A 21,222-nucleotide genomic window follows, 5' to 3' on the forward strand; every position below is an offset into this window, starting at 1 on the left:
GGCTGCTGTCGGCGAATGCGGCCAAGCCGCAGCGGGAGCGGCTGCCGGTCGCTTCGACGGCTTCCATTGCATTCCCCCGTCGGTGTCGAAGACCTGCACGGTGCGCTTCGACAACAACAAATACTCGGTGCTGTCGAGTGCCGTCGGTCGGCCCATCGAGATCCATGCTTATGTCGATCGGATCGCATCCGCCAGAGGATGGCGTGGTCGTGGGAGAACACGTTCGCTCCTTTGGCCGCAACGAGGTCGCCTACGATCCCTGGCACACGGCGCGCGCCGTTCCTTGGCTGGGTCGTGCGGTCGGCAATGGAGAAGGTGCGGCGCAGCTCAAGGCGGTTGATGACGTCGACCGGCAGATGGTGTTGATCCTCACCTGGGTGCTGACCGACGGATTGAGCGCGGTCGAGGCCGCCTGTCAGGAAGCCATCGAGCACGGTGCATCGTCGGCGCCGGTGATCCTCAACATCCTGGCCCGCAGCCGCGATCCGGCGCCGGGCACGATCCTTTCCATTCCCCAAGCGCTGAAGCTAGCTCACGAGCGGTCGCCGACTGCACCCGCTATGACAGTCTCAGGAGGACAAACAGCCATGGAACGCACCGAGGTACTGGAACTGATGGGAGCGCTGAAGCTCTACGGAATGCGCAGAGCCTATGACGAGATCATGGGCGCGTCGCCATCAAGCGACGGCACGAGCCGCCCAGGATTGTCGGTGATCTCTTGCAGGCCGAGATATCGGAGAAGCAGGCCCGCTCCATCAAATACCAGTTCGCTGTCGCCAAGTTGCCGCTGGCCAAGGACATCGACGACTTCGACTTCGCCGACACGCCGGTCACCCCCTGATGCGCGATCTCGCCCGGCCGCGCCTTCGTCGCCGATCAGCGCAACATCGTCCTGGTCGGCCGCCTTCACGGGTCACCCAACTCGCGCGGAAGGTCGACCGCATTGCGACGGGCGCGTGTCGACTTCCCAACAATGTCAGACAGGAGACGCAACGCTATCGGAGCGATCGCATTGCCCGAAACGATTTTCCCAGTTGGCACGACAATTGCGGTCCTATGCGCAAAAGCAAACTAGACCTGAGAGCCGCACCGCATGAATGTAGCCTCCCAATATCTGCCGCTTGTGGCGCATCACGAAGCCGGGCACGCGGTGGCCGCCATCGTTTTGCACCGTCAGACGTTCGACGACGACCGTGAACTCCCTGCTTTCTCAAGTGTTAGTATTTACCCCGACGTCGGTGACGGAGAGTGCGGTGGTGTTGTCGAAGGCGCGGGTTTTTATTCAGCGCAAGGATTCACCTCGAAGCGAAAGCCGATTTTCGAGGACGATATGGATCGATGTTTGGAACGCGATGATGCGATCCGGGAGATAGTTGCGTGTCTGGCAGGTCCTTTTGCAGAATCCGCATTCGAAGGCTATCTGGACCCGCGCGATATGGCGATGAATGCGTCCGATGGGAATGAGGGGAGCAGCGACTACGCGGATGCCAAGCGAATCTATGGTGAGTTGCGGTTCCTGATGCCGCGCCGCCCCGATTGGGGGCGGATCGAAGATTGCACGGCCCGGCTAGTACTCGATCACTGGTCGGCCATCGAAGCATTGGCCGCGCATTTGCTGGTCAAGCATGCTCTCCAATTCGATGAGGCTCTGACGATTGTTGCGCCGCATCTTCCGCCCATGCCAGCAGCTACGCCGCCAGAGCGTCATCCGCAGCCTGCTTGATCAGCCATTCGATGTGATTTGACCACATCTGCAACACCTCGCGCTTCTCCTTGACGTTGCTATAGAGATTGTAGATTTCGCCAATGTCTGTCAAGGACGCCGCCTTGTGATTCAGTATGTGCTCGATGACGTGTGGCAATACCTGCCGCCTGCCGAGATTTGTCGCGAGCGTCCTGCGCAGATCGTGAAGGGTCCAGTTCTCCAAAGCCACCCCGTCAGTATTGACCTTGCCGTCTAGAGCCTTCTTGCCCTTCGCGTAGCCTGAGAAGTGGCTTCTTTCGTTGCCCCTCGCAGGGAAAAAAACGTGTCATTGGTCTTCGGTACCGTCTGGGGGACCGACACCGCCAGTGTGGACAGCGGAATAAGCGTAGGCTCTTCGTTCTTCGTGCGGTCACCCGATAGTTCCATGTTCCGGCTTCAAGGTTGAGGACCAACGCATCGCGGCAACTTCCGTACGCCTCTGTCCGGTCAGAATGAGCAGCTTGACGATGGAGCCGAACGAATAGCCGATATCGCCCGGTTCGGGCTCACAGCCCGTTCATATAGCCGCCAGTTCGGCATCGTTCACCACTCGCTTGCGCTTGACGATCGGGGCCGGATCCGGATTTTCCAATCCCTCGCGGGGAAACCGCGGATGAGCCGTTGCGGCGGTTTGCGACACCAGTTGAAAAATGCCCGCATACACCAGAAGGCCGTGTTAGCCGCTTGCGGGTGACCCCCGGCGACGATCTTCTTGGTGATGTTAGCAATGTCGGTGTCGATCACATGGTGGATAGAGCGACTCCCGAGGGCAGGCACAAGATACCGGTTCAGGCTGGCCTCGACCAGTGCGGTGTTTTGAGGGTCGTTACTCGGCGGCCTGGAGGTGACCGCCATCGCCGTCCTCGGTATCGTCAGCGCTGATATGCGCCTGATCGGCAAGGAAGGCTGGCAGTTCCGATGGAGCTATGCTGGAATTTGGGTGACGAGGCTGATCAAGCGGCGCTCTGCGGCTTCGTTTCGATGACCTGGATTCCGTCCAGGAACCTGGCACCTGCGATGAGTTTCGGCAACTGATTTTGTCCTTTCAATCGTCGCCACTTCCTGGCCGCGGCCAACAGCTTGAAGACCATCAGCTGGGCGGTTTTCGAGGATAGCGAGCCCTTGGTACGCACCGTGCGATAGCGAACGGTTGCAAAGACGCTTTCGATGGGATTGGACGTTCGCAGATGATCCCAGTGTTGGGCGGGGAAATCGTAGAGCGCCAGCGACGCAATATGATCTTTCGTCAGGCAGTCGACCGCCTTGGCATACGCCTCGGCCTCCATCTCGATCGCATGCGCAAGCAATTTGCGCGCGCCGCTGCGAAGTACATCCGTCAGGGTATCATCGATTTCGTCGGGCTGACGAAGGCGAACAATGTGTTGATAGTCTCGTTCATGGCGTATCACTCTCCTTGAGAGGTACTGGCAGGCTTCATCACCCGCCTCGATACGCCGCTCTCCTCAAGCCGCCATCATCCAGTTTCCGCCATGGCTCCCCCTGATTGATCCGCTTCACCTGTGCAACTGCACAGGCTGCCCTAGCGGGGAGATTGGCCTCCAATGGCGAAAGCTTGCCGCAGGAGACCCTCCGATGACCGTGCCTATGGCGCCGCCGCTACGACAACTTGCCGACAAGCAGCGTGCGATCCACTGCCGCGCTACTGCGCCTTCAAGGGACGTCTGGATCGCGACGCAGGAGCCGATGACCGTTACGGGATCAATTCCAGGTCGCGCTGGCCGTCGCTGTGCCAGTTCGACGGTCTGGTGGCAATTTGGGCACATCTTCTGTCGCCGACAGTGGCGATGGCTGACGCTTCAACGAAACGGGGTCTTCGACGTCTGCTGCCTTCGCCGATGCTTTGCGAAGTGGCATAATGTTTCGACGCACGCAGGCGCGGGCAGGGGATGTCAGTCATGAATCTCCTGACTGGCGCGGATCAGGCCGATTGGCGGGATGAAAGATCATACGACTACACCGCTGGCCTGACGCTGCGGGAGTGGGCTTGGGAGTTCTTACGCCGCAATCCAGCGTTCCAGCGCGATCTGACCGCTGCGCGCCAGCATTGCAAGACTTGGTCTCTCCAATCCTTTCTCGATATGGTCGCGTCGGCCGGCGACCTGTCACGCTGGGGTGTTCTGTTTCGCGGAGTCTTGTGGCCGCGCTTCGGTCGTATTCTGGTGTCCGCTCTGGTGCGTCCATGTGCTGCCGGTCATTGCGGAACGGTTGCCTGCCTCGTCGCCGACACCGCCGTTCGAACTCTCGGCATTGCCCTGTCGTGCAATCGTCCTGCTGGCGCCCGACAAGAGCCAGCATGTTCTTCTTCGCAATGCGGACCACGCGCTGCAGCTCGCCGTCTCGGGCGCGAATATCCTCCACCCTGTTTGCCTGCATACGCAAGCCATCTGGCCCGCGGTGCTTTTAAAGCATCGACTGAGGGGACTGGAGTGCCTCAATGCTCTCAGTCTAGGGCAACAGTTGCCCCCCCGCTTGTTTGCGCCGGAAAAGCGCGGCGTTCGTTTGTCCTTCGTTCTTCGTGCGCTCGACGGTTCGCTCGCCGGAGCACCTCATCGCGAGCTCGCCGAAGTTCTCATCGGTCAACGGCGCGTCCATGCCGACTGGGCGGATCCTCGCGATCATCTGCGCGACCGCATCCGTCGGGCCGTCTCGCGTGGCCGCGCGCTCATGAATGGTGGCTACAGAGATTTCCTAATTTGAAAAGCGACAGTCCGCGCTGTGCGTCGGTGGATGAACGTTCGCTCGCAGCTGTACCCGTCACCAACAGTTCGCCCGCCGACAGGACTGCATGGCGCCTTGCAAGTGCGCTCTGGTCTAGCTTGTCGATGCCGAAATGAGATGGGCGAGGGTGCCAAGGCGGTGGTTCATTAGGGCCGGCCTCGACCTGGACGCACATCATTGGTCGGAAAGCGGCGTGCACCGCAATGTCGCCATAGCAGCCAAGATCCTTTGAGGCCGGACCTGCAGTCCTGTTGGACCGGCGGGTGCAACAATATGGAGGGATCTGAGGCCTCACACCGTTCCCTGGTCGACAGCTCGGTCAACATAGCACCCACCGCTTGATTATGGAAATGGTGTGCCTGGAGTGCAGCGAGTAGCGGCTTGCTGCGCACTGTCCTAAGAATAGCAGTCATGACCCGTCTGGGGTTCTGCAACACGACGATTCAACCGCTTGGGCATTGTCGCATATCCCACAATGTAGAATGCGCAACAGGGCAAAAGCTGATCCATCGGCGGTTTATCAATGCTTTTTGGCTTGGCACGGCACATGCAACGCAATCGGCAAAAGGCGCACGAACTGAGTGGCCCATCGGCCCTAGGAGCGCTGACTTATGCCCTCCCAAGGCATGTCCGGCCCGACAGCGAGCTCAGTCTCCTGCCGGGCATCCGTGTTTCAGGTCAACGGCGTTTGGAACTTCCAATTAGGTGGCGGCATTGACCGCAGGCCGCCCCCCGGTGGGGCGGAGAGACAGTGCAGCAGGTTTCAAATCCCGCCCATGCAAAGATATTTCATTTCCAGATAGTCCTCGAGGCCATGACGGGAACCCTCCCGCCCGATGCCGGATTGTTTGATCCCGCCAAACGGTGCCGCCTCCGAGGACATGCGTCCCGTGTTGATGCCAACCATGCCATATTCCAGAGCCTCTGCCACACGCCAGACCCGCTTCAGGTTTGAGGCATAGAAGTATGCGGCGAGGCCGTATATCGTGTCATTGGCCTCGCGCACGACCTGATCCGCATCGTTGAAGCGAATGATCGGCGCGAGCGGCCCGAATGTCTCCTCTTGCGCGACTGCCATGACGCTGGAAATCTCGGTGAGGACCGTGGGTTCGAAAAACGTGCCATTCTTGCCGATACGCTGGCCCCCGCATCGTATTGTGCCGCCTTTCGCAATGGCATCTGCGACGTGAGACTCGATCTTGGCCAGAGCATGCTTGTCGATGAGCGGTCCGATGTCCACTCCGGCATCGAATCCGTCGCCAACCGACAAGTGCCGGATTCTTTCCACGAATTTCTTGACGAACTCATCGTGAACGCTCGATTGGACGTAAATGCGGTTCGCGGAAACGCAGGTCTGGCCGGCATTGCGGAACTTCGCCTGGACCGCACCGTCAACAGCACCGTCAATGTCGGCATCATCGAAGATGATGAAAGGTGCATTGCCGCCGAGTTCAAGGCTGACCTTCTTGATCTGGTCAGAGCACTGACGCATCAGCAGCCGTCCGACCTCGGTCGAACCGGTGAAGCTGATCTTTCGAATCTTGGAATTGGTGCAGAGTTCACGGCCCACGCGATCACCTTCGGACGCATAGATCAGGTTGACCACGCCATCGGGAAAGCCGGCCTGATGGGCGAGGGCGAACATTGCGCCAGCCACGAGCGGCGTCTGTTCAGCGGGCTTGAGCACGATTGTGCAGCCCGCAGCCAAGGCCGGCGAGATTTTGCGCGCCACCATGGAGGCCGGGAAATTCCATGGCGTGATCGTGCCAACAACGCCGATGGGCTGCTTGATCACTAGCATTCGGCGGTCTGTCGAGGGTGCCGAGATCGTCTCGCCATAGACGCGATTGGCCTCCTCGGCATACCATTGCAGATACGCCGCCGCATGCGATACCTCTGAAATGGCTTCGGCAAGCGGCTTGCCCATTTCCGCAGTCAGAATCGCGGCGAGATCGCCTGCATGGTCGATGATCAGCTGATGCCATCGCCAAAGAACGTCGCTACGTTCTCGGGCCGTCAACGCGGCCCATCCCGACTGCGCAACATAGGCCTTGTCTACCGCAGCACGTGTCTCCTCCACGCCCATATCGGGAAGCTCTGCCAAAACTTCGCCGGTCGACGGATTGACGACCTCGAACGTCTTATTGCCAACTGGTCTGCCGAGTGCCGGCAGGCGGTCGATGGCTCCAAACAGGTGCGGGGATTTCAGACGGCGGATCATCGGCAGGCACAGGGGCAATACCGGATTCCTCCTCAACGCAGCGAACATCCAGGTCGACAGGCCGTCAGTGTGTATTCTGCACCAGTGGGTTCGTCGTAGGGCCTCGGCAAAGCAGCTGGTAGACCACGCTAGCCCGATGAAAAGACAGCAGTTTCGTTAGTTTGAGTGCCCGCGGTTCATCAATTGATGGATTAAGCAGTCGGATGTTTGCTTCATCCACCATGCCTGCTGGTGGCATGCGACTGAATTCTGCAAAAAGGCGGCATACATGCTGAGGAGCGCCATTTCGGCGAGAGGCCGCCGGACCGCCAATGCCGCGCAAGGTCGGCGAAAACGACTCCGCGCGTCTGCATGATCTGCTTGGCCCACGGGCCTCCACATTCGCTCTTCCCACGAGAAGCCCCGATGAAGAAGGAAGGTGAGATGAGTTTCTTTACTCATCCTTGCCGCCCAGCGGCGGGCCGACCACCAAAATGGCGGGCTCGGCCGAAAGCAGCTTTTTGGCCGCCGCCTTGACCTGTTTGAGCGTCACCCGACCGATGCTGCGGGCGCGACGCTGGTTGTAGTCGACGTCGGCCTTGTGAATCTGCAAATCCAGGAGCCGGTCTGCAATCGAGCGGGTCGAGCCCAGTTGGTCGATGGCATAGGCGCCGATCAGGTGCTTCTTCGACGCCTTGAGCTCGGCCCCGGTCGGTCCTTGCTGCGCCATCTGCTTTACCACATCTCGCACGATGCTCAGTGTTTGGGCAGCGCAGTCCGAGCGTGTCTCTGTCGTAACCAGAAGCGAGTCAAGGGTTAGTTCAGAGCTGACGTGATAGGCAAGGCCGCGTTTTTGACGTACCTCCTCGTAAAGGCGGGAAGTCAAGTATGAGCCGCCAAGGATGTCGTTCAGCAGCACGGCCGCGTAGAAATCCGGCGCGCTAGGCTTCACGCCAGGCCAGGCCAACGTCAGCGAAGTCTGCGGCAGGTCGTAGTTCTCCTCCACCAGTTGACCGAGTTTCGGCGCGACATCGTAGACGGGGACGAGGGTTTGTTGCTCAGGCAAATCACCAAACAGCTGGTCAAGCCTTTCCCTCAACGTGTTCGCGTCAATGTCACCCACCACGGCAATATGGAGCCCGTCGCGAGCGAAAATGGCCTGGTGGAAGGCGCGGAGGTCGGACGGCGTGATGCCGGGCAGGCTCTCTTTTGTGCCTTCTCCCAGCCTTGAACAAGGATGCGCGCCATAGATCGCGCGCAGCCATTTGCGCTGAGCGATGGCGTTAGGGTCTCGCTCGCTGCCGACGATGCGGGAGACAATCTCGGCGCGGACGCGATCGATCGGCCCCTGCTCGAAGCGCGGCGCGTTCAGCGCGAGCCGAAGCAGGCCGAACGCCGCGTCCTGCTTTTTGGAAAGCATGCACATCGATCCGTAGATGTCGTCGCTTTGCGCGTCCAAACTCATTTCGGCGCCGGCATGGTCGAGCTTCACCTGGAAGGCACCGCTGTCGTAATGGCCAGCGCCTTCGATGAACAGGCCGGCCATCAGTTTGGCCATCCCCTCCTTCCCGACCGGGTCCTGCTTGGTGCCGCCCTTGAAGGCAAAGCCGATGTTGACGATTTCCACTGTGTGGTCCTCCACCAGCCAGGCGATGATGCCCTTTTCGGACTTCACCTCCTGGATGTTCATCGCAGCATGGGGCCGAGCGCCGAGCGTCATCTCTTGATTCTCCGTCTTGGGCAAGAGATAGCCCGTGGTCGAACGGTCGAACGCGAGATAGCGGGCGGCAACTGCTTTGATTTGCTCGGGGGTAACCTTGCGGATGCGATTCGGCCGTTCCTCGACATCCTTCACGGTACCGCCGGTGGCCAGCGTCGAGCCGTAGATGCTGGCGAGCCAGTCCAGGTTGTCTTCCGCAAAGATCATATTGAGCAAATAGTGGTCCTTGGCCTTGCCTAGTTCCTCGTTGCTGACACCATCCTCGGCAATGCGGGCAACTTCGGCAGCGGCCGCCGCTTCGAGATCAGCCAGCTTGGCATCGCCGCGCGGTGCGCCATAGATGGCGAACTTGGTGTCGTCGAGCATAGTGCCCTGGAAATAGACGCGGGCGCTGGAAGCGATACCTTGCTGGACAGCGAGCGCCTGGTAGAGCCGGCCGCGGTTACCGCCGCCGAGAATTTCGGCCAGCAGGTCGAGCGCTTCGGCCTCGCCCGGCTTGGCGGTGTGGTAGGACGGCACCACCCACTGCGTCGAAAAACTGGGCACGCTGACGCGGGCGTCTGAGAGCGTGACGGTGCGCCTGGTGTTCTGCTCGGGCTCAACCGGCCGGATGCGCGGCGGCAGGTCAGGTCCGCGCGCCACCTTGCCATAGGTCTTTTCGGCCAGCGCCCGCACCGTGTCCGGTTCGACATCGCCGGCCACGATCAGCACGGAGTTGTTGGGCCAGTAGTACTTTTCATAGAAGACGGTGGCGTCGACGCGGTTCAGCTGCTCGATCTCCTGCATCCAGCCGATGATCGGGATGCGATAGGGGTGGTTCTGCCACAGCGTCGCGTCGATCTCCTCATGGAGAACGTCCTGCGGGTTGGTGTCGGTGCTTGAGCGGCGCTCCTCGATGACCACATCGCGCTCGGTCTTGACGACATCGTCGGTCAGGATGAGGTTTCGCATTCGGTCGGCCTCGAAGCTCATCATCAGCTCGAGCGCCGACGGCGCCACTGTCTGATAGAAGGCGGTGTAGTCGGAGGAGGTGAAGGCGTTGTTGGAGCCGCCGATCTCGAACACTGCGCGGTCGAATTCGCCGCCCGCATGGTTGGTCGTCGCCTTGAACATCAGATGCTCGAAGAAATGGGCGATGCCGGATTTGCCCGGCGGCTCGTCGGCGCTGCCGATCTTGTACCACACCATGTGGGTGACGATCGGCGCCCGGTGGTTGGGAATGACGACCACCTCCATGCCGTTGTCGAGCACGAAATCCCTCGCCTTGCCGTCCTCCCATGCGACGGGGATCGGAGCCGGCCCCGCGCCGACCAACTCGGACGCAACGGACGTCCTGCGAAGCCCATGAGTGCGGGGCTTGCTTGGTAGTTCTGGTAGGGAGAGTGGGGTTATGGGCTGCGTTCCTGGCAAAGTGATCTGTTCCTCATTTTGAAGGATCTATGTCTCCCGAACGCCTATTGGGAGAAAGTGGATCGGCACGCGACGCCGAGCCACATGAGCCGTCAGCGTGTTGCTGGGCCTGACGCGAGCCTCATCTTTGGATGCGTCCGGGAAACTTTCGGCATGGTGAGGCCATGGGAAGTCTGCTCGTTATCCATTGGGTGTTTGCGGATACCTGAGCATGCCCCGTGCCAAGTAAGAAAGCCCCGATTCGCAAGGTTTGATCCAACCTTGATACTTGCGATATCCGACATTGTCGGGCATCCGACAGAAAGCGCCTTTCGCCGGCGCGCCGGCTATGACGCTCGCCTCCTCCGGCGTGACGACGATCCTTTGGCGGGCGCCGCGCACACCGATCTGCCCGCCTATCAGCACCGCGACATCGAAGGACAGCGCGATCGTGACTGGATGGGTCTTACGCAAACATGCAGCAGTGCCACCGCGATCAGGACTTCATCCGCCCCACAAAGACCCGAGCGCGAGGGACGACGTGTAAGGCAACATGTCATCCTCGATAATGATGCCGCGCATAAAGAGGTAAGGTCCCTCGTCGTACCGGCGAGCCCCTTCGCTGGGTCTCGCGAGGGTCTGGTTTGCGAACGTCGACCGACAGCATCACGGCATGGGCGGCCCCATCGGTAGGCAAGCATTGACCGTGCCATCAGCGTTGAGGCAGCGCAGAGCCCAATTTCCCGGTGCCAGCCGGTACGTTGGAGCTTCAACTGTGGCCAGCCAAGCGGGCCGAGGCCGTGAAACTCCTGATACCCTGGACCGTCCGGATTGCAACGCACGACGCCTTGGTCTCGCGCCAACGTCCATTGACGCTCAGCGAAGCATCATGCGGACGAGCTGGGAAAGCTTGGCCGGGCCGGCGCCTTCCCAGGCGCATGGGACGCGCGACGACCCATGTGGACCTTGGATTTCACTACGCACTTACGCTGCTTTGGCCTTGTCAGCAGCCTGAGCATAAAGCGTGCTCAGCTTTCAGGGCGAGCCTCTTTCATGTTGATAGCATCTGTCGTCATTCAGGATCGCCCCATTTTCGCATGCCGCTTGCAGCTTTCAGACTGTTGTCAGCCAGGGCCGCCATAAAGGGTCTCGTTTAACGCATTCGGGAGGCTTCATCACTCGACCACATTAATTTCGGGCCGTTCGCCGGCGCTCCGAATGGCACTTAACACCAGATCCTCTCCAAACCCGTGATGATCCAAGAGGAAAACGAAAAATCCCTAAATCATAAAAAAGCACCGATACGGTCGGCTCCAGGCTGATGAAATTGCGGTCTCACTGGCCACGCACGATACTTGCGATGGCGATGGCCATTGCAAAGGCCGGTCAAGCACCCAAGACGCTGACAAGCACGCCTCCGACCAAAGCTCGATCGTTGGCAGCCTTTCTAGCCGTATACTTGGGGCATTTTGGGACGGCGATCCGGACGCCGATTAAAACCTGCCGGTCGTCTAAATGGAATGGTTGGTCCGGGTCCTTACTGGACCTGCGCCAACCCGATCGGGCCGGCGCACAGGGGCACCCAGACAATTGGACACGTCGCCTTTGCGCGGCGGCTTGCACTTTCTCGGATGGCCTTTTTTCTCCCCGGGCGAAATCGAGCGAGCGGTGAGGCGGAGCCTTCGATTTTGCCGATCATGTCGTGTCGCTTCGATCGAACTGCTCAGACGATGATAGCGGCATTGATTGCCGCGGCCGAAATGCGTTGTGTGAAGTACGATTTCTACGCCGTATACATACTGCCGTACAGTTCGCCCTGTCAGCAGCCTTGCCAGCAATCCGCCCTGTGTCCAACTGTCGTCGAATTCACCGGTGTCATTGAGGAATTCGTATGATCGCCTCGAAACCATCATTGCGACCGCGGGCGGGCGACGCAAGCTCTAGACTGCCACCGATCCGCTGGATAACCATGTTAGCGATATGTAGACCAAGGCCTGAGCCCGCAGCAGGAGTAGCACCACGACTAAATCGCTTTGTAAGCCCTTCGAGGTCGGGGAGGGGCACCACCGGTCCGGCGTTTGCAATAGCGATGGTTCCATCAGTTTGGACGGAAACTGTTGTCGGAACAGTGGGCAGTCCATGTATCAGCGCATTCTCGATCAGGTTACGAAGGAGGATCCCAAACGCATCGACATCCACTTTGCGCATCAAAGTGGGGCAGCCGTCGACGTTAAGATGCAGGCGTCCGGCATATTGCGGCTTTTTCCTCAGGTCATCGATTTCCAGCCGAACCGATCGGACAAGATCGATCGCGTGATCCGCCATGCCAACCCCCGATTCGGCTTGAGCGAGCTGAAGCACTTTTTCGACAAGGCGGCCAAGGCTCGACAGCGCTTGCTCGATGCCGCGCGCACGCATTTTGGCCGACCCATTGGGAAGCTCGGCCACTAATCTCTGCATCTGAGCGATTGAACCTGCGATCGGCGTGCGCAGTTCATGCGCACTGTTTGCGGCGAACTCGCGTTCGGCCTCGAGAGCCGCCCGCAGACGATCGAGAAGCCGATTGACGGATGCCGCGATTGGAGCCAACTCTGCCGGGAAATCGCCCAAGTCCATTGGTGACAGATTGCCGCCGTCGCGCGATCCGATCTGCTGTCGCAGTACCTCGATTGGCCGCAGCGAGCGCCGGATCACGATCCACCAAACAGCTAAGCTAAAGGGCAGGAGCACGAGTGTCGGAAGGAAGACAAAAAGTGCGCCCTTCGCGATTGTGGTACGGCGGCCATCAAGCGGTTCGGCCAACTGATGATACACGCCGTCTTGGATCTCCTCTGTGTAGACGCGGTAATCAGCGTTTCGCCAAAAGCCGTTACTCAGGGGAGCATCAGGGAAGGGCTGCTGACCCTCTTCCGGTTCAGAAATAAGCACTACCCCGTACTTATTAATAACCTGCTCACGATAGGTCCAGTACTTTTCATAAGTTGGCAAGTGGTTATTGTATTGATCAACGTGTTTTCCATTCAAGACCTTGATCAGCTCTGGTTCTCTGTACTCTGCGCTCCCCTGGAGCAAGTCATCCGAACTTTCGTTTACATTATTGCAAAAAATGAACGCAGCAATGGTTGGGGCGGCGATCCAAACCAGGAGCGTTGCCCCGCCTAACCACGATATCAGCTTTCTCGTCATGCTGTTCGAGTTCGTCATGTGACCACGAGCCTGTATCCGGAGCCACGCACGGTTGCTATTCTATCCCCGCCGATCTTCTTGCGGAGCCGGCTGACATAAACCTCCACTGTGTTGCTCTCGAACTCCGAATTGAATGAATAAAGCGCGTGCTCGATCCTCCCCTTTGAAACGACCGAACCGGGCCGGCGTAGAAGGCAGTCGAGCACCGCCCATTCGCGTCCAGACAGGTGGACCTCCTGCCCGTCGCGGAAGAGGCGTCGCTCGGCTGCCTGTATGGAAAGCGTCCCAACCGAAAATTGCGGCTCCGGAAAATGCCCTTGGCGACGTGCCACTGCACGGATGCGTGCCGAGAGTTCCCCCAGATCGAACGGCTTGACCAAATAGTCGTCGGCGCCAGCGTTGAGCCCCTCGATGCGATGCGAAATCCGATCGCGGGCTGTCAGAATGATGACCGGCGTTGTATCAAGCCCCTTGATCAGCTCCCGCAGATAGTCGATGCCATTGCCGTCCGGCAGGTGAACGTCGAGCAAAATAACGTCGTAGCCGGCCACAGCTGCATGACCGCGCGCTCCGGACAGGCCCTCGGCCCAGTCGACCGCGTGGCCACCAGCCACCAAATGATCGTGCACAGCACTTCTAAGGTCGTCGTCGTCTTCAATGAGCAGTATTCGCATCAGGCTGCCGAGCTCCGGTATGAGGGCAAGGCTCCTGCCTTATTGATCGAAGCTGACAGTAGGCTGAACCGGCGCCAGCGAATATCTGGGGGCTTTCAGGCTGCTGTCAGCTACAATTGCAAGAAAGGGGTCGTTAACAAAGCCAAACGAAGAGGCCTTATGAAACCCCTCCTGATCTCGGCACTTTTGCTCAATGTGACCACCGGCGGCTGTACACTGGTTGGCGGGCAATTCGACGTGGCGGTCAACGAATGGCAGCCGCGCCACGCGTCAATGTCCAGGCTTGAAACTGACAGGTGTCTTAAATACGAGGGCACCGTAGCGGGTGCCTCCAGTTATCGAACAGTGCCTAGCAGGTCAGAAGTGCACTTTGACCATAGGGGTCGTCCGTATTTTCGGCGCTCGCGAACAGAGTCGACGGTCAATCGATGCGCCACTGCCAGAGTCTGGAACGGTCAAGTGTTTGTTATCCCCCGTCCGGGCCATATTCTCTGCCGAGGACCAAGAAGGCCCTATTTTCGGTGCCCACGAACAGAGCCAACGGTCAATCGATGCGCCACTGCCAGGGTCTGGAACGGTCAAGTGTTTGTGATCCCCTGTCCCGGCCGTGTTCTCTGCCGAACTCGCCCTTGTAGTCGGCACACCAAAGATCGTTAGGGCGACAGCCGTTTGAAAGTGGTGTCCCCGTCGCCCTGTTGCGCCTGCGCTTGCGGCGCTCGACCATGCCGTGGCGGTCGAGCACGGCATGCACGGCCGAGATCGCGGGCCGGTGCACATCCGGATACAGCCGGGCCAGCCGCTCGCGTATCTTCGGCGCACCCCATGTCGGCTTGTCTTGCTTGAGGCGCACAATCAGCTTCTCGATTTGAAACGGAAGCTGATTGGCGTGGCGATAGGGCCGCCGCGATCGGTCCGTCAGCCCTCCAGGCCGCTGTCGTTGTAGCGCGTGAGGATCTTGTAGCCGGTCTTGCGCGAGATATCGAACTCCCGGCAAAGCACCGCCATCTTCTCGCGTCCAGCAGCCGGGCGACGAACTTCAGCCGCTCTTCCATGACGTTACACTCCTTCCAAGGCACCTTGCTCTCCTTGCAAAGGGCCGAAAGTGTAACCCATCTATCCGGAATGAACTGTCACCCATCTCTCGGGAAGGAAAGTCATGGCCAAGGCAACTGGAAGCCGAATTTTCTTTTAGAGTATGAATCAGCGCCGTCTGCCGAAAAGCGCGTCCACGATCTTCCCTTTTGAAACGACCGTGCAGGGCTGGGGCAGACGGTAGTCGAGCACCGCCCATCCGCGTCAAGTCAGGTAGACCTCCTGCCCGTCGCGGAAGAGGCGTCGCTCGGCTGCCTGTATGGAAAGCGTCCCAACCGAAAATTGCGGCTCCGGAAAATGCCCATGGCGACGTGCCACTGCATGGATACGCGCTGAGAGTTCCCCCAGATCGAACGGCTTGACCAAATAGTCGTCGGCTCCAGCGTTGAAGCCCTCGATGCGATGCGAAATCCGATCGCAGGCTGTCAGAATGATGACCGGTGCCGATTCAAGTTCCTTGATCAGCTCCCGCAGATAGTCGATCCCATTGCCGTCCGGCAGGTGAACGTCGAGCAAAATAAGGTCGTAGCCGACCACAGCTGCATAATCGCGCGCTTCGGACAGGTTCTTGGCCCAGTCGACCGCGTGGCCACCAGCCACCAAATGATCGTGCATAGCACTTCCAAGGTCCTTATCGTCTTCAGTGAGCAGTATTCGCATCATGCTGCCGAGCTCCGGTATGAGGGCAAGGCTCCCATCTTATTGGTCGAAGCTGACAATAGGCTGAACCGGCGGCAGCGAATTATTTGGGGAGCTTTCAGGCTGCTGTCAGCTACAACTTGCAAGAAAGGGGTCGTTAACAAAGCCAAACGAAGAGCCCCTATGAAACCCGTCCTGAACTCGGCACTTTTGCTCAATGTGACCCCCGGCGGCTGCATCAGCAAATTGATTTGGGAAACAGGCGCGCCGGTTCTAATGACCGACGCAGGCCGAGGTCTGGAGCTGGACCAGCGAACGGCGTCTTCGGTTTTTCAGGCAACAGCCACATGGAAGAATATGATTGGCTCGACCATGCGCCGAGCTTTGTCGAACGGATTGGTCGCGGGCGCACTACCACAGATTATGGCAGGTTTACGCCCTGGCCTTGACACCCGGGGTGATCGTCACCGGCGGAGCCGCGGCGTACTGATCGGATATCTAACGTCGCTGAGTCTCTCGTCGGTGCAGTGGATCTCTCGGCTTAGCCATCATGCAAAAAACGACGGTTCCGCGACACCACTTTTCAGGTCCGTGACACAGGCTTTGTGAGCCGATCTGTTGTTCTTACCCCAGGCTAATGGCTGAACAGCTCTGTCGCCGGCTCGATGCGCCAGATGGCGCGATGTTTTGAACCCTTTCACGAGGCGACGGCAGCAGCCGACCGGCTCTCCTATCGCGGCTCCCGCGATCCACACACCCAACAAGGGAATCTACCATGGTAATGAAGGCACCGGTTGCCGACGCTAGGAATGGGTCGGTAGTAGATCGGCTGGTCGGCATCGACCTCGCTCGGGGCCTGGCTGTCTTCGGGATGTATGCCGCCCATCTCGGTCCCGACCCCGGCGAAGGAGGACTAGTCGGGTTTCTGATGGAACTAACCCATGGGCGGCCGTCGGCCCTGTTTGCCGTATTGGCCGGTTTTTCAATCCTCCTGATTACAGGTCGCAAGGCGCCGAAGTCGGGGATAGCCGGTAGACAGGCCATCGCCAGAGTCGCAATTCGTGCCCTTGTTTTGCTCGCGCTTGGCTCAATCCTGGGCTGCCTCGGTACCCAGGTCGAAGTCATCCTAGAATACTACGGAATTTGCTTCTTGTTGGTATTGCCGCTCCATCGGCTCAGCGCATATCAGCTGGGCTTGATCGCTGCCGCTACGGCATTAGTTCTCCCGCAAGTCCGTTCCTCCCTTCTGTCGGTTGCCCCCAACCTCCTCGACCCGGTCTTCAACCTCATGGTCAACGGCTACTATCCCGCGGTGACCTGGGTTCCTTTCCTCATCGCTGGCATGGCCATCGCGCGCCTTAATCTTAATACGCTAGCAGCGCATTGGCGCCTTGGTCTGGCGGGGGTCGCGCTGGCCGTGTTGGGCCATGGGGGATCCTTGCTCGCGCTGAGTTCCCGCGCTTTGACTGAAACCTCCTTGTGGTGGTCTGACGTTGACGGCGCTTTTGAGCCTTCCAAGTCGTCATTTATAGTCAAGTCGTCATGGATAGCCGCACCTCATAGCGAAACGACGCTTTCGATCGTGGGCAGCACCGGTTGCGCAATGATCATCTTGGCGGCTTGCATGCTCGCTGTGGATGCGCTCCCGCGTCTGCGAAAGCTGGTCTGGCCAATAATCGCAGTCGGCTCGATGTCTTTGACGGCCTATGTGCTGCACATTGCGGGAATAGCCTATCTTATGAAGATAAACATTTTCAAAGACGAGAGCCTGTCCACGCTCTTTGGCTTCGTTGTGGTTATCAGCACTTTTGCGGTGCTTTGGCTGCGCATCTTCCAGCGAGGACCGATGGAAGTGCTGATGGGTAGGGTCGCAGATCTCGCGCGTCACATCCGCTGAGCACCGCCGCGCCCCGGCCTCCCGATCACATTACGGACAAGGTGGGGCTTTGTCCAAAGCTTGTTCGCGGCAGGGGAGGGTACTTCCTCCCAGCCTGCCGCCTTGTTGATGGAAGCTAAAACGGTCGCGCAGGCGCTAGAGTTGCATCGGCATAATCAGCTTAAACTCGCGAAGTTAAACCCGCGGTTGGTCTATCTCGGCCCGCCTCACCTGAAAGGCTAAGGTATCCGTTTCGGTCAAGGGTTTTAGGGGCCATTTTCGCTGCGCCTTGAGGAGAGCGTTTGCTAGGATGAGGAGCTTTCGCAACAAGATGATGACCTTTGCGGGTTTGCCTGCCGCCTTTAGCGCCTGGTATTTTGCCTTGAGGTCGGGGTTGAAGCGCAGGGCGAAGGGCCGGGCATGTAGAGGGCCTGGCGAACATTGGCCCGGCCGCCCCGGATGAAGGCGCGGCCGCTCCATTTTGCCGAGGCCGGCGAGGCTTGCGGCCTTTGGTTCCGAGTTCCGGCATGTCGATGGTGAGTGTGCAGGCGGTGGCATCCGATGCGCCATATGCTGGTCAGGATTTCGCGGCGCTGGACAGCGTCGGGATCGGCTTTCATGAGGGTAAGCATCGTCTGATCGATATCGCTGAGTTCACGTGGATCTGCTTCCAGCCACTCGTTGTTGTGGCGCCTGAGCAAGGCAAGCGGTCAAGGTCTGGCTCTGGTGCTGGCTGCGGTGCGATCCCCGCACGGGCCAGGTGCCGATCGTGTCGACGATCCACCTCGCCGCGACCAGAGAGCTGCTACTCTCTTCCGCTGTTCATTCTGGCCTCTTCGCAATGAATGTCATAAAATCACCTGTCGCAATTAATGGTTTTTGATTTGGCTCCTACAGCTGGCAGATATCGCCGAGAGTTCCGCAGAGAGCGTCGAAAGTTTTGGCCGCCTTCTTCCGCAGCCGCGCCTTGAGTTTTGAGCAGACCTGTCTTGATCGGGTTGAGATCGGGCGAGCATGGCGGCAGGATCAGGAGCCAGTGCCCCTTTGGCCAACCAGTGGGCGGCGCGTACCTTGCCGACAATCTGGGGTTCCGAACCCGACAGTTGGTTTTCAACCCGACAGTGGCCCGCCTCAGAGCAGGCTACCGCCCTTCGGAGCAGGCAGAAGCTAATCGAGGTTCGCGGGTTCCGGTTTGAATGTGCAGGTCGCTGCGCGCCTGATCTTTCGGTCTGGCGGCACATGACAAAAACTCTCATTTTGGCCGACGATACCCGGTCAGGAGCGGGTATCGCAGTCGAGAAGCGACCCGAGCACGTCCACAAGATGTGCCGAGTTTGCAAGGTGTGTCATTGTTTCTGTCAACGTTCGAGCGACAGCGCACGACGAAACGTCTGGCATACGCCTCGTCTGGCACGCGCCTCGCATATGTTGCAGTTGCTGCTGGAGATCAGGCGATCGAGTGGGCCTTGCAATTTTCCGATTTTGATGCGCCTAAAGTCTCGTGTACAAATCAGGCTGGCGTGAATGGCCTGCCTAAGTTGCGACTTATTACAAAGGAATGGATATGGCGACTGGAACGGTGAAGTGGTTCAACAGCACGAAGGGTTTTGGTTTTATTCAGCCTGACAACGGCGGTCAGGATGTCTTTGTCCACATTTCCGCTGTTGAACGAGCGGGCCTGTCGACCCTTAATGAGGGCCAGAAGATCAACTACGAGGTGGAACAGGATCGCCGCACGGGAAAGTCCTCTGCAGGCAGCCTCAGCAAGGCTGGCTAACGGTCCGGGAAAGCCTTGGCAAGGTTCGTCATCGCCGGAACGCATTGACGGCTCGAAACCCGGGCCGGAGCATGCAAGTTAATGCCGCGGCAGGGATTGCTGGAGCCATCATGAATTACTCTGGAAATGAGGCTCTTGGACGGGAAAGGCGGGGCTCATCCCCGCCCTTTGATTCCGCGCAGATTGGGCCAACGGCTGCTGCGCGTCCGAACGACTGTTGATACGGATTTAGGCTGCGACCTTCTTGCGGGTCCGTTTCGCCGGCGCCGTGGCTGGGGCTTCCGGCTCTTTCGGTTTGCGGCCGAGTCCCATGGTCTTGGCCAAGGCGGAGCGCGCAGCGGCGTAATTCGGCGCCACCATGGGATAATCCGACGGCAGACCCCATTTGGCGCGATATTCGTCTGGGGTCAGACCATAGTGCGTCGCCAGATGGCGCTTTAGCGATTTGAATTTCTTGCCGTCTTCAAGGCTAATGATGTAGTCCGGTTCGATCGACTTTTTGATCGGGACAGCAGGTTTTTTTACAGGCACAGGCTCTTCTGCCGGTATGAGTCCAGCCGTGCCGTTTAGAGCCCCGTGCACTTGGGCGATCAGGGCAGGAAGCTCCCCCGCCGGGACGGGGTTGTTGGAGACGTAGGCTGATACAACATCGGCAGTGAGCTCGATGAGGATGTCGGTCTTGTGGGGTTCTTCTGTCATAAACTTCTCCGGGCAGCTTGAAACACAGTTGGGCGAAGTGTCGCTTCATAGTGGCGGTTGCCGCTGAAAGCAAATGGATCGACGGGTGCGCTGCTCCTCCACCATTGAAGTCTCGGCGACGCATCCCGTCATCGTCCATCGCTAAAGGCAGCGTATTGAATTATGGGAGCGGTCGCGCCCGCCCCACCATAGCGATACAGCAAGACAATCAAAAAAGCCGGTCTTTGCTTGGCCCCAAATCTTTTCTCCTTTCGTGAACGCTGAGCTGCCAAGCTGCTACAGTTCACCTCGCGGGGCAACCGTGCACAACACAGGAGTTGCCCGAGCGATACATTCTTCACTTGCCGCTTATCAGCGCTGGTGATTGCACTTTGCAGCCTGCCTCCGGACCCGCAGCGCTCACGCTGTTGGTTTTGCGCCTGCAGGCGTCGGAAGTCGGATCGCCGCAGCTAATTTCCTCAGGCGGACGAATTCAACAAATCGATTGTTTGGATCGAAGGCATCCACACCATCGATGCCTCTAGAATATGATCCAGCTACAATCACCGTGCTGTAATGGCAGGGACGGCCAGCACAAGCGCGACACGATCCGGCGGGTCCATCGCTGCGTTACGTATTCATGGCTACTGCATCGGGCGCTCGGTCGACCGCCTTAAGCCAGGTCGCCGCATTGCGAGACGGTGACCGGCGAGGGAGAGGGCGCTCTGGCAACGAAGCGAGGCGGGTGGCCTTGCGGGTGGCCGCGTGATGTCATCCGGCTCTCCTGCCGATCTCTGCCGGCCAGATCTGGAGCAACTGTTTTGCATAGATATGGCTCTCTTCAGGGGGCCATCTATGATGGGAGCCGAGCGCGTGTTCGAGCCGGGGAACAGGCTGCGCATGCACTGTGCCCACCTATTGCGATCGTGCTAACCTTGGTTGTTCGGACTTGCCGTTAAAGGCAAGCGACAGATTGAAGTTATGCTGCACCATCTGATTGCCTGGCTCGTTTTCGAGAGCTCGCCGATACAGGGCCTGTGCCGCGTCATGCCGCCCCTCAATGTCCAAAATCACGCCCTTCGCATTCAATGCACGTACGTTTCCTGGGGCTGCAACCAAGACGCTGTCGAGCACCTCAACCGCTTCGTGCGGGCGCTTCTGGCCCACCAAGGCATTTGTAAGTCGTATCGCCGCATCAACATTGTCCGGGTGCTGCTTCACCTCATCCCGCAAAGCCCGCTCTTGAACATCCTGACCAACTTCGCGCAAAATGCGTTCGCGCATAGCCGGATCGATTTGATCGGCGCTGAGCAACTCGGGGGAAGATGTCTCCTGCACGGAAAGAGCCGGCTTTTGCCAGCTGGCGCAACCGCCCAAAGGCAGAATGGCGAGTACGGCAAAAAGAAGTGAGTTCCGGCGCAGAAACATAGGCGATGGAGAAACTGTATTACTATTCATGTTATCTCTCAGTTATCGGGGAGGCGCGTGGCGTTCAGTTAGGAAAGGTG

13 protein-coding genes and 4 pseudogenes are annotated in these 21,222 nt (G+C 59.0%); 6 read left to right on the forward strand and 11 right to left on the reverse strand.

Going from position 1 to position 21,222, the window contains the following annotated elements:
- Positions 1-43: 43 nt before the first annotated feature.
- The 3 genes and pseudogenes from CK219_RS32310 to CK219_RS23390 all read left to right on the forward strand — a co-directional run.
- A pseudogene (locus CK219_RS32310) lies at positions 44-577 on the forward strand (IS21 family transposase); the annotation flags it as partial.
- Positions 578-587: 10 nt separating this feature from the next.
- A pseudogene (locus tag CK219_RS23385) lies at positions 588-901 on the forward strand (ATP-binding protein); the annotation flags it as partial.
- Between the two features lie 192 nt (positions 902-1,093).
- On the forward strand, positions 1,094-1,723 hold the full coding sequence (locus CK219_RS23390) for a hypothetical protein (RefSeq protein ID WP_063169279.1): 630 nt from the start codon (positions 1,094-1,096) through the stop codon (positions 1,721-1,723).
- Here CK219_RS23390 and CK219_RS23395 read toward each other — a convergent pair.
- On the reverse strand, positions 1,689-1,934 hold the full coding sequence (locus CK219_RS23395; protein WP_082826569.1) for a tyrosine-type recombinase/integrase: 246 nt from the start codon (positions 1,932-1,934) through the stop codon (positions 1,689-1,691). The two genes, CK219_RS23390 and CK219_RS23395, sit on opposite strands and share 35 nt — an antisense overlap.
- Before the next feature lie 763 nt (positions 1,935-2,697).
- Entirely contained in the window at positions 2,698-3,153 is a 456-nt protein-coding gene (locus tag CK219_RS23405; protein WP_256748481.1) for a transposase, read from the reverse strand.
- Positions 3,154-3,946: 793 nt separating this feature from the next.
- On the opposite strand from CK219_RS23405, the gene CK219_RS23410 reads away from it, so the two are divergent.
- Positions 3,947-4,462, forward strand: coding sequence for a DUF2285 domain-containing protein (locus CK219_RS23410; protein WP_224570032.1), 516 nt, complete (start codon positions 3,947-3,949; stop codon positions 4,460-4,462).
- 784 nt (positions 4,463-5,246) lie between these two features.
- Here the strand turns inward: CK219_RS23410 and CK219_RS23415 are convergent.
- From CK219_RS23415 to CK219_RS23450, 7 genes and pseudogenes are all read right to left on the reverse strand, one after another.
- On the reverse strand, positions 5,247-6,722 hold the full coding sequence (locus CK219_RS23415; RefSeq protein WP_095769043.1) for an NAD-dependent succinate-semialdehyde dehydrogenase: 1,476 nt from the start codon (positions 6,720-6,722) through the stop codon (positions 5,247-5,249).
- Positions 6,723-7,137: 415 nt separating this feature from the next.
- On the reverse strand, positions 7,138-8,403 hold the full coding sequence (locus CK219_RS23420; protein ID WP_128311092.1) for a pitrilysin family protein: 1,266 nt from the start codon (positions 8,401-8,403) through the stop codon (positions 7,138-7,140).
- Positions 8,404-8,412: 9 nt separating this feature from the next.
- A pseudogene (locus CK219_RS23425) lies at positions 8,413-9,717 on the reverse strand (pitrilysin family protein); the annotation flags it as partial.
- Positions 9,718-11,667: 1,950 nt separating this feature from the next.
- The gene (locus tag CK219_RS23435; RefSeq protein ID WP_063169275.1) at positions 11,668-12,996 is read right to left on the reverse strand and encodes a HAMP domain-containing sensor histidine kinase; all 1,329 of its coding nucleotides are present in this window, start codon (positions 12,994-12,996) and stop codon (positions 11,668-11,670) included.
- The gene (locus tag CK219_RS23440; RefSeq protein ID WP_024505389.1) at positions 12,993-13,652 is read right to left on the reverse strand and encodes a response regulator transcription factor; all 660 of its coding nucleotides are present in this window, start codon (positions 13,650-13,652) and stop codon (positions 12,993-12,995) included. Before CK219_RS23440 ends, CK219_RS23435 begins: the two co-directional genes overlap by 4 nt.
- A gap of 619 nt (positions 13,653-14,271) precedes the next feature.
- Positions 14,272-14,704 (reverse strand): annotated as a pseudogene (locus CK219_RS23445) (helix-turn-helix domain-containing protein); the annotation flags it as partial.
- A 244-nt stretch (positions 14,705-14,948) separates the two neighbouring features.
- The gene (locus CK219_RS23450) at positions 14,949-15,407 is read right to left on the reverse strand and encodes a response regulator transcription factor (RefSeq protein WP_224570033.1); all 459 of its coding nucleotides are present in this window, start codon (positions 15,405-15,407) and stop codon (positions 14,949-14,951) included.
- A 751-nt stretch (positions 15,408-16,158) separates the two neighbouring features.
- On the opposite strand from CK219_RS23450, the gene CK219_RS23455 reads away from it, so the two are divergent.
- Positions 16,159-17,280, forward strand: coding sequence for a DUF418 domain-containing protein (locus tag CK219_RS23455; RefSeq protein WP_063169274.1), 1,122 nt, complete (start codon positions 16,159-16,161; stop codon positions 17,278-17,280).
- A 1,543-nt stretch (positions 17,281-18,823) separates the two neighbouring features.
- Complete coding sequence (locus tag CK219_RS23465; RefSeq protein WP_008874821.1) at positions 18,824-19,036, forward strand: cold-shock protein; 213 nt, start codon at positions 18,824-18,826, stop codon at positions 19,034-19,036.
- Between the two features lie 228 nt (positions 19,037-19,264).
- Here the strand turns inward: CK219_RS23465 and CK219_RS23470 are convergent, their stop codons facing one another.
- Positions 19,265-19,735 carry a MucR family transcriptional regulator gene (locus CK219_RS23470; protein WP_024505385.1) on the reverse strand — a complete coding sequence of 157 codons (471 nt, stop codon included), beginning with the start codon at positions 19,733-19,735 and terminating at the stop codon, positions 19,265-19,267.
- 894 nt (positions 19,736-20,629) lie between these two features.
- The gene (locus tag CK219_RS23475; protein ID WP_082826568.1) at positions 20,630-21,172 is read right to left on the reverse strand and encodes a tetratricopeptide repeat protein; all 543 of its coding nucleotides are present in this window, start codon (positions 21,170-21,172) and stop codon (positions 20,630-20,632) included.
- Positions 21,173-21,222 lie beyond the last annotated feature (50 nt).

Origin of the sequence: Mesorhizobium sp. WSM4313 (assembly GCF_002294725.1) — a bacterium.
Lineage (GTDB): Bacteria > Pseudomonadota > Alphaproteobacteria > Rhizobiales > Rhizobiaceae > Mesorhizobium.

Excerpts from the sequence above, each read along its gene's own strand:
- CK219_RS23455 (WP_063169274.1), top strand. The coding sequence starts at position 16,159 with ATGGTAATGAAGGCACCGGTTGCCGACGCTAGGAATGGGTCGGTAGTA.
- CK219_RS23470 (WP_024505385.1), bottom strand. The coding sequence starts at position 19,735 with ATGACAGAAGAACCCCACAAGACCGACATCCTCATCGAGCTCACTGCC.
- CK219_RS23440 (WP_024505389.1), bottom strand. The coding sequence starts at position 13,652 with ATGCGAATACTGCTCATTGAAGACGACGACGACCTTAGAAGTGCTGTG.
- CK219_RS23475 (WP_082826568.1), bottom strand. The coding sequence starts at position 21,172 with ATGAATAGTAATACAGTTTCTCCATCGCCTATGTTTCTGCGCCGGAAC.
- CK219_RS23450 (WP_224570033.1), bottom strand. The coding sequence starts at position 15,407 with ATGATGCGAATACTGCTCACTGAAGACGATAAGGACCTTGGAAGTGCT.
- CK219_RS23420 (WP_128311092.1), bottom strand. The coding sequence starts at position 8,403 with ATGACGCTCGGCGCTCGGCCCCATGCTGCGATGAACATCCAGGAGGTG.
- CK219_RS23465 (WP_008874821.1), top strand. The coding sequence starts at position 18,824 with ATGGCGACTGGAACGGTGAAGTGGTTCAACAGCACGAAGGGTTTTGGT.
- CK219_RS23435 (WP_063169275.1), bottom strand. The coding sequence starts at position 12,996 with ATGACGAACTCGAACAGCATGACGAGAAAGCTGATATCGTGGTTAGGC.
- CK219_RS23390 (WP_063169279.1), top strand. The coding sequence starts at position 1,094 with ATGAATGTAGCCTCCCAATATCTGCCGCTTGTGGCGCATCACGAAGCC.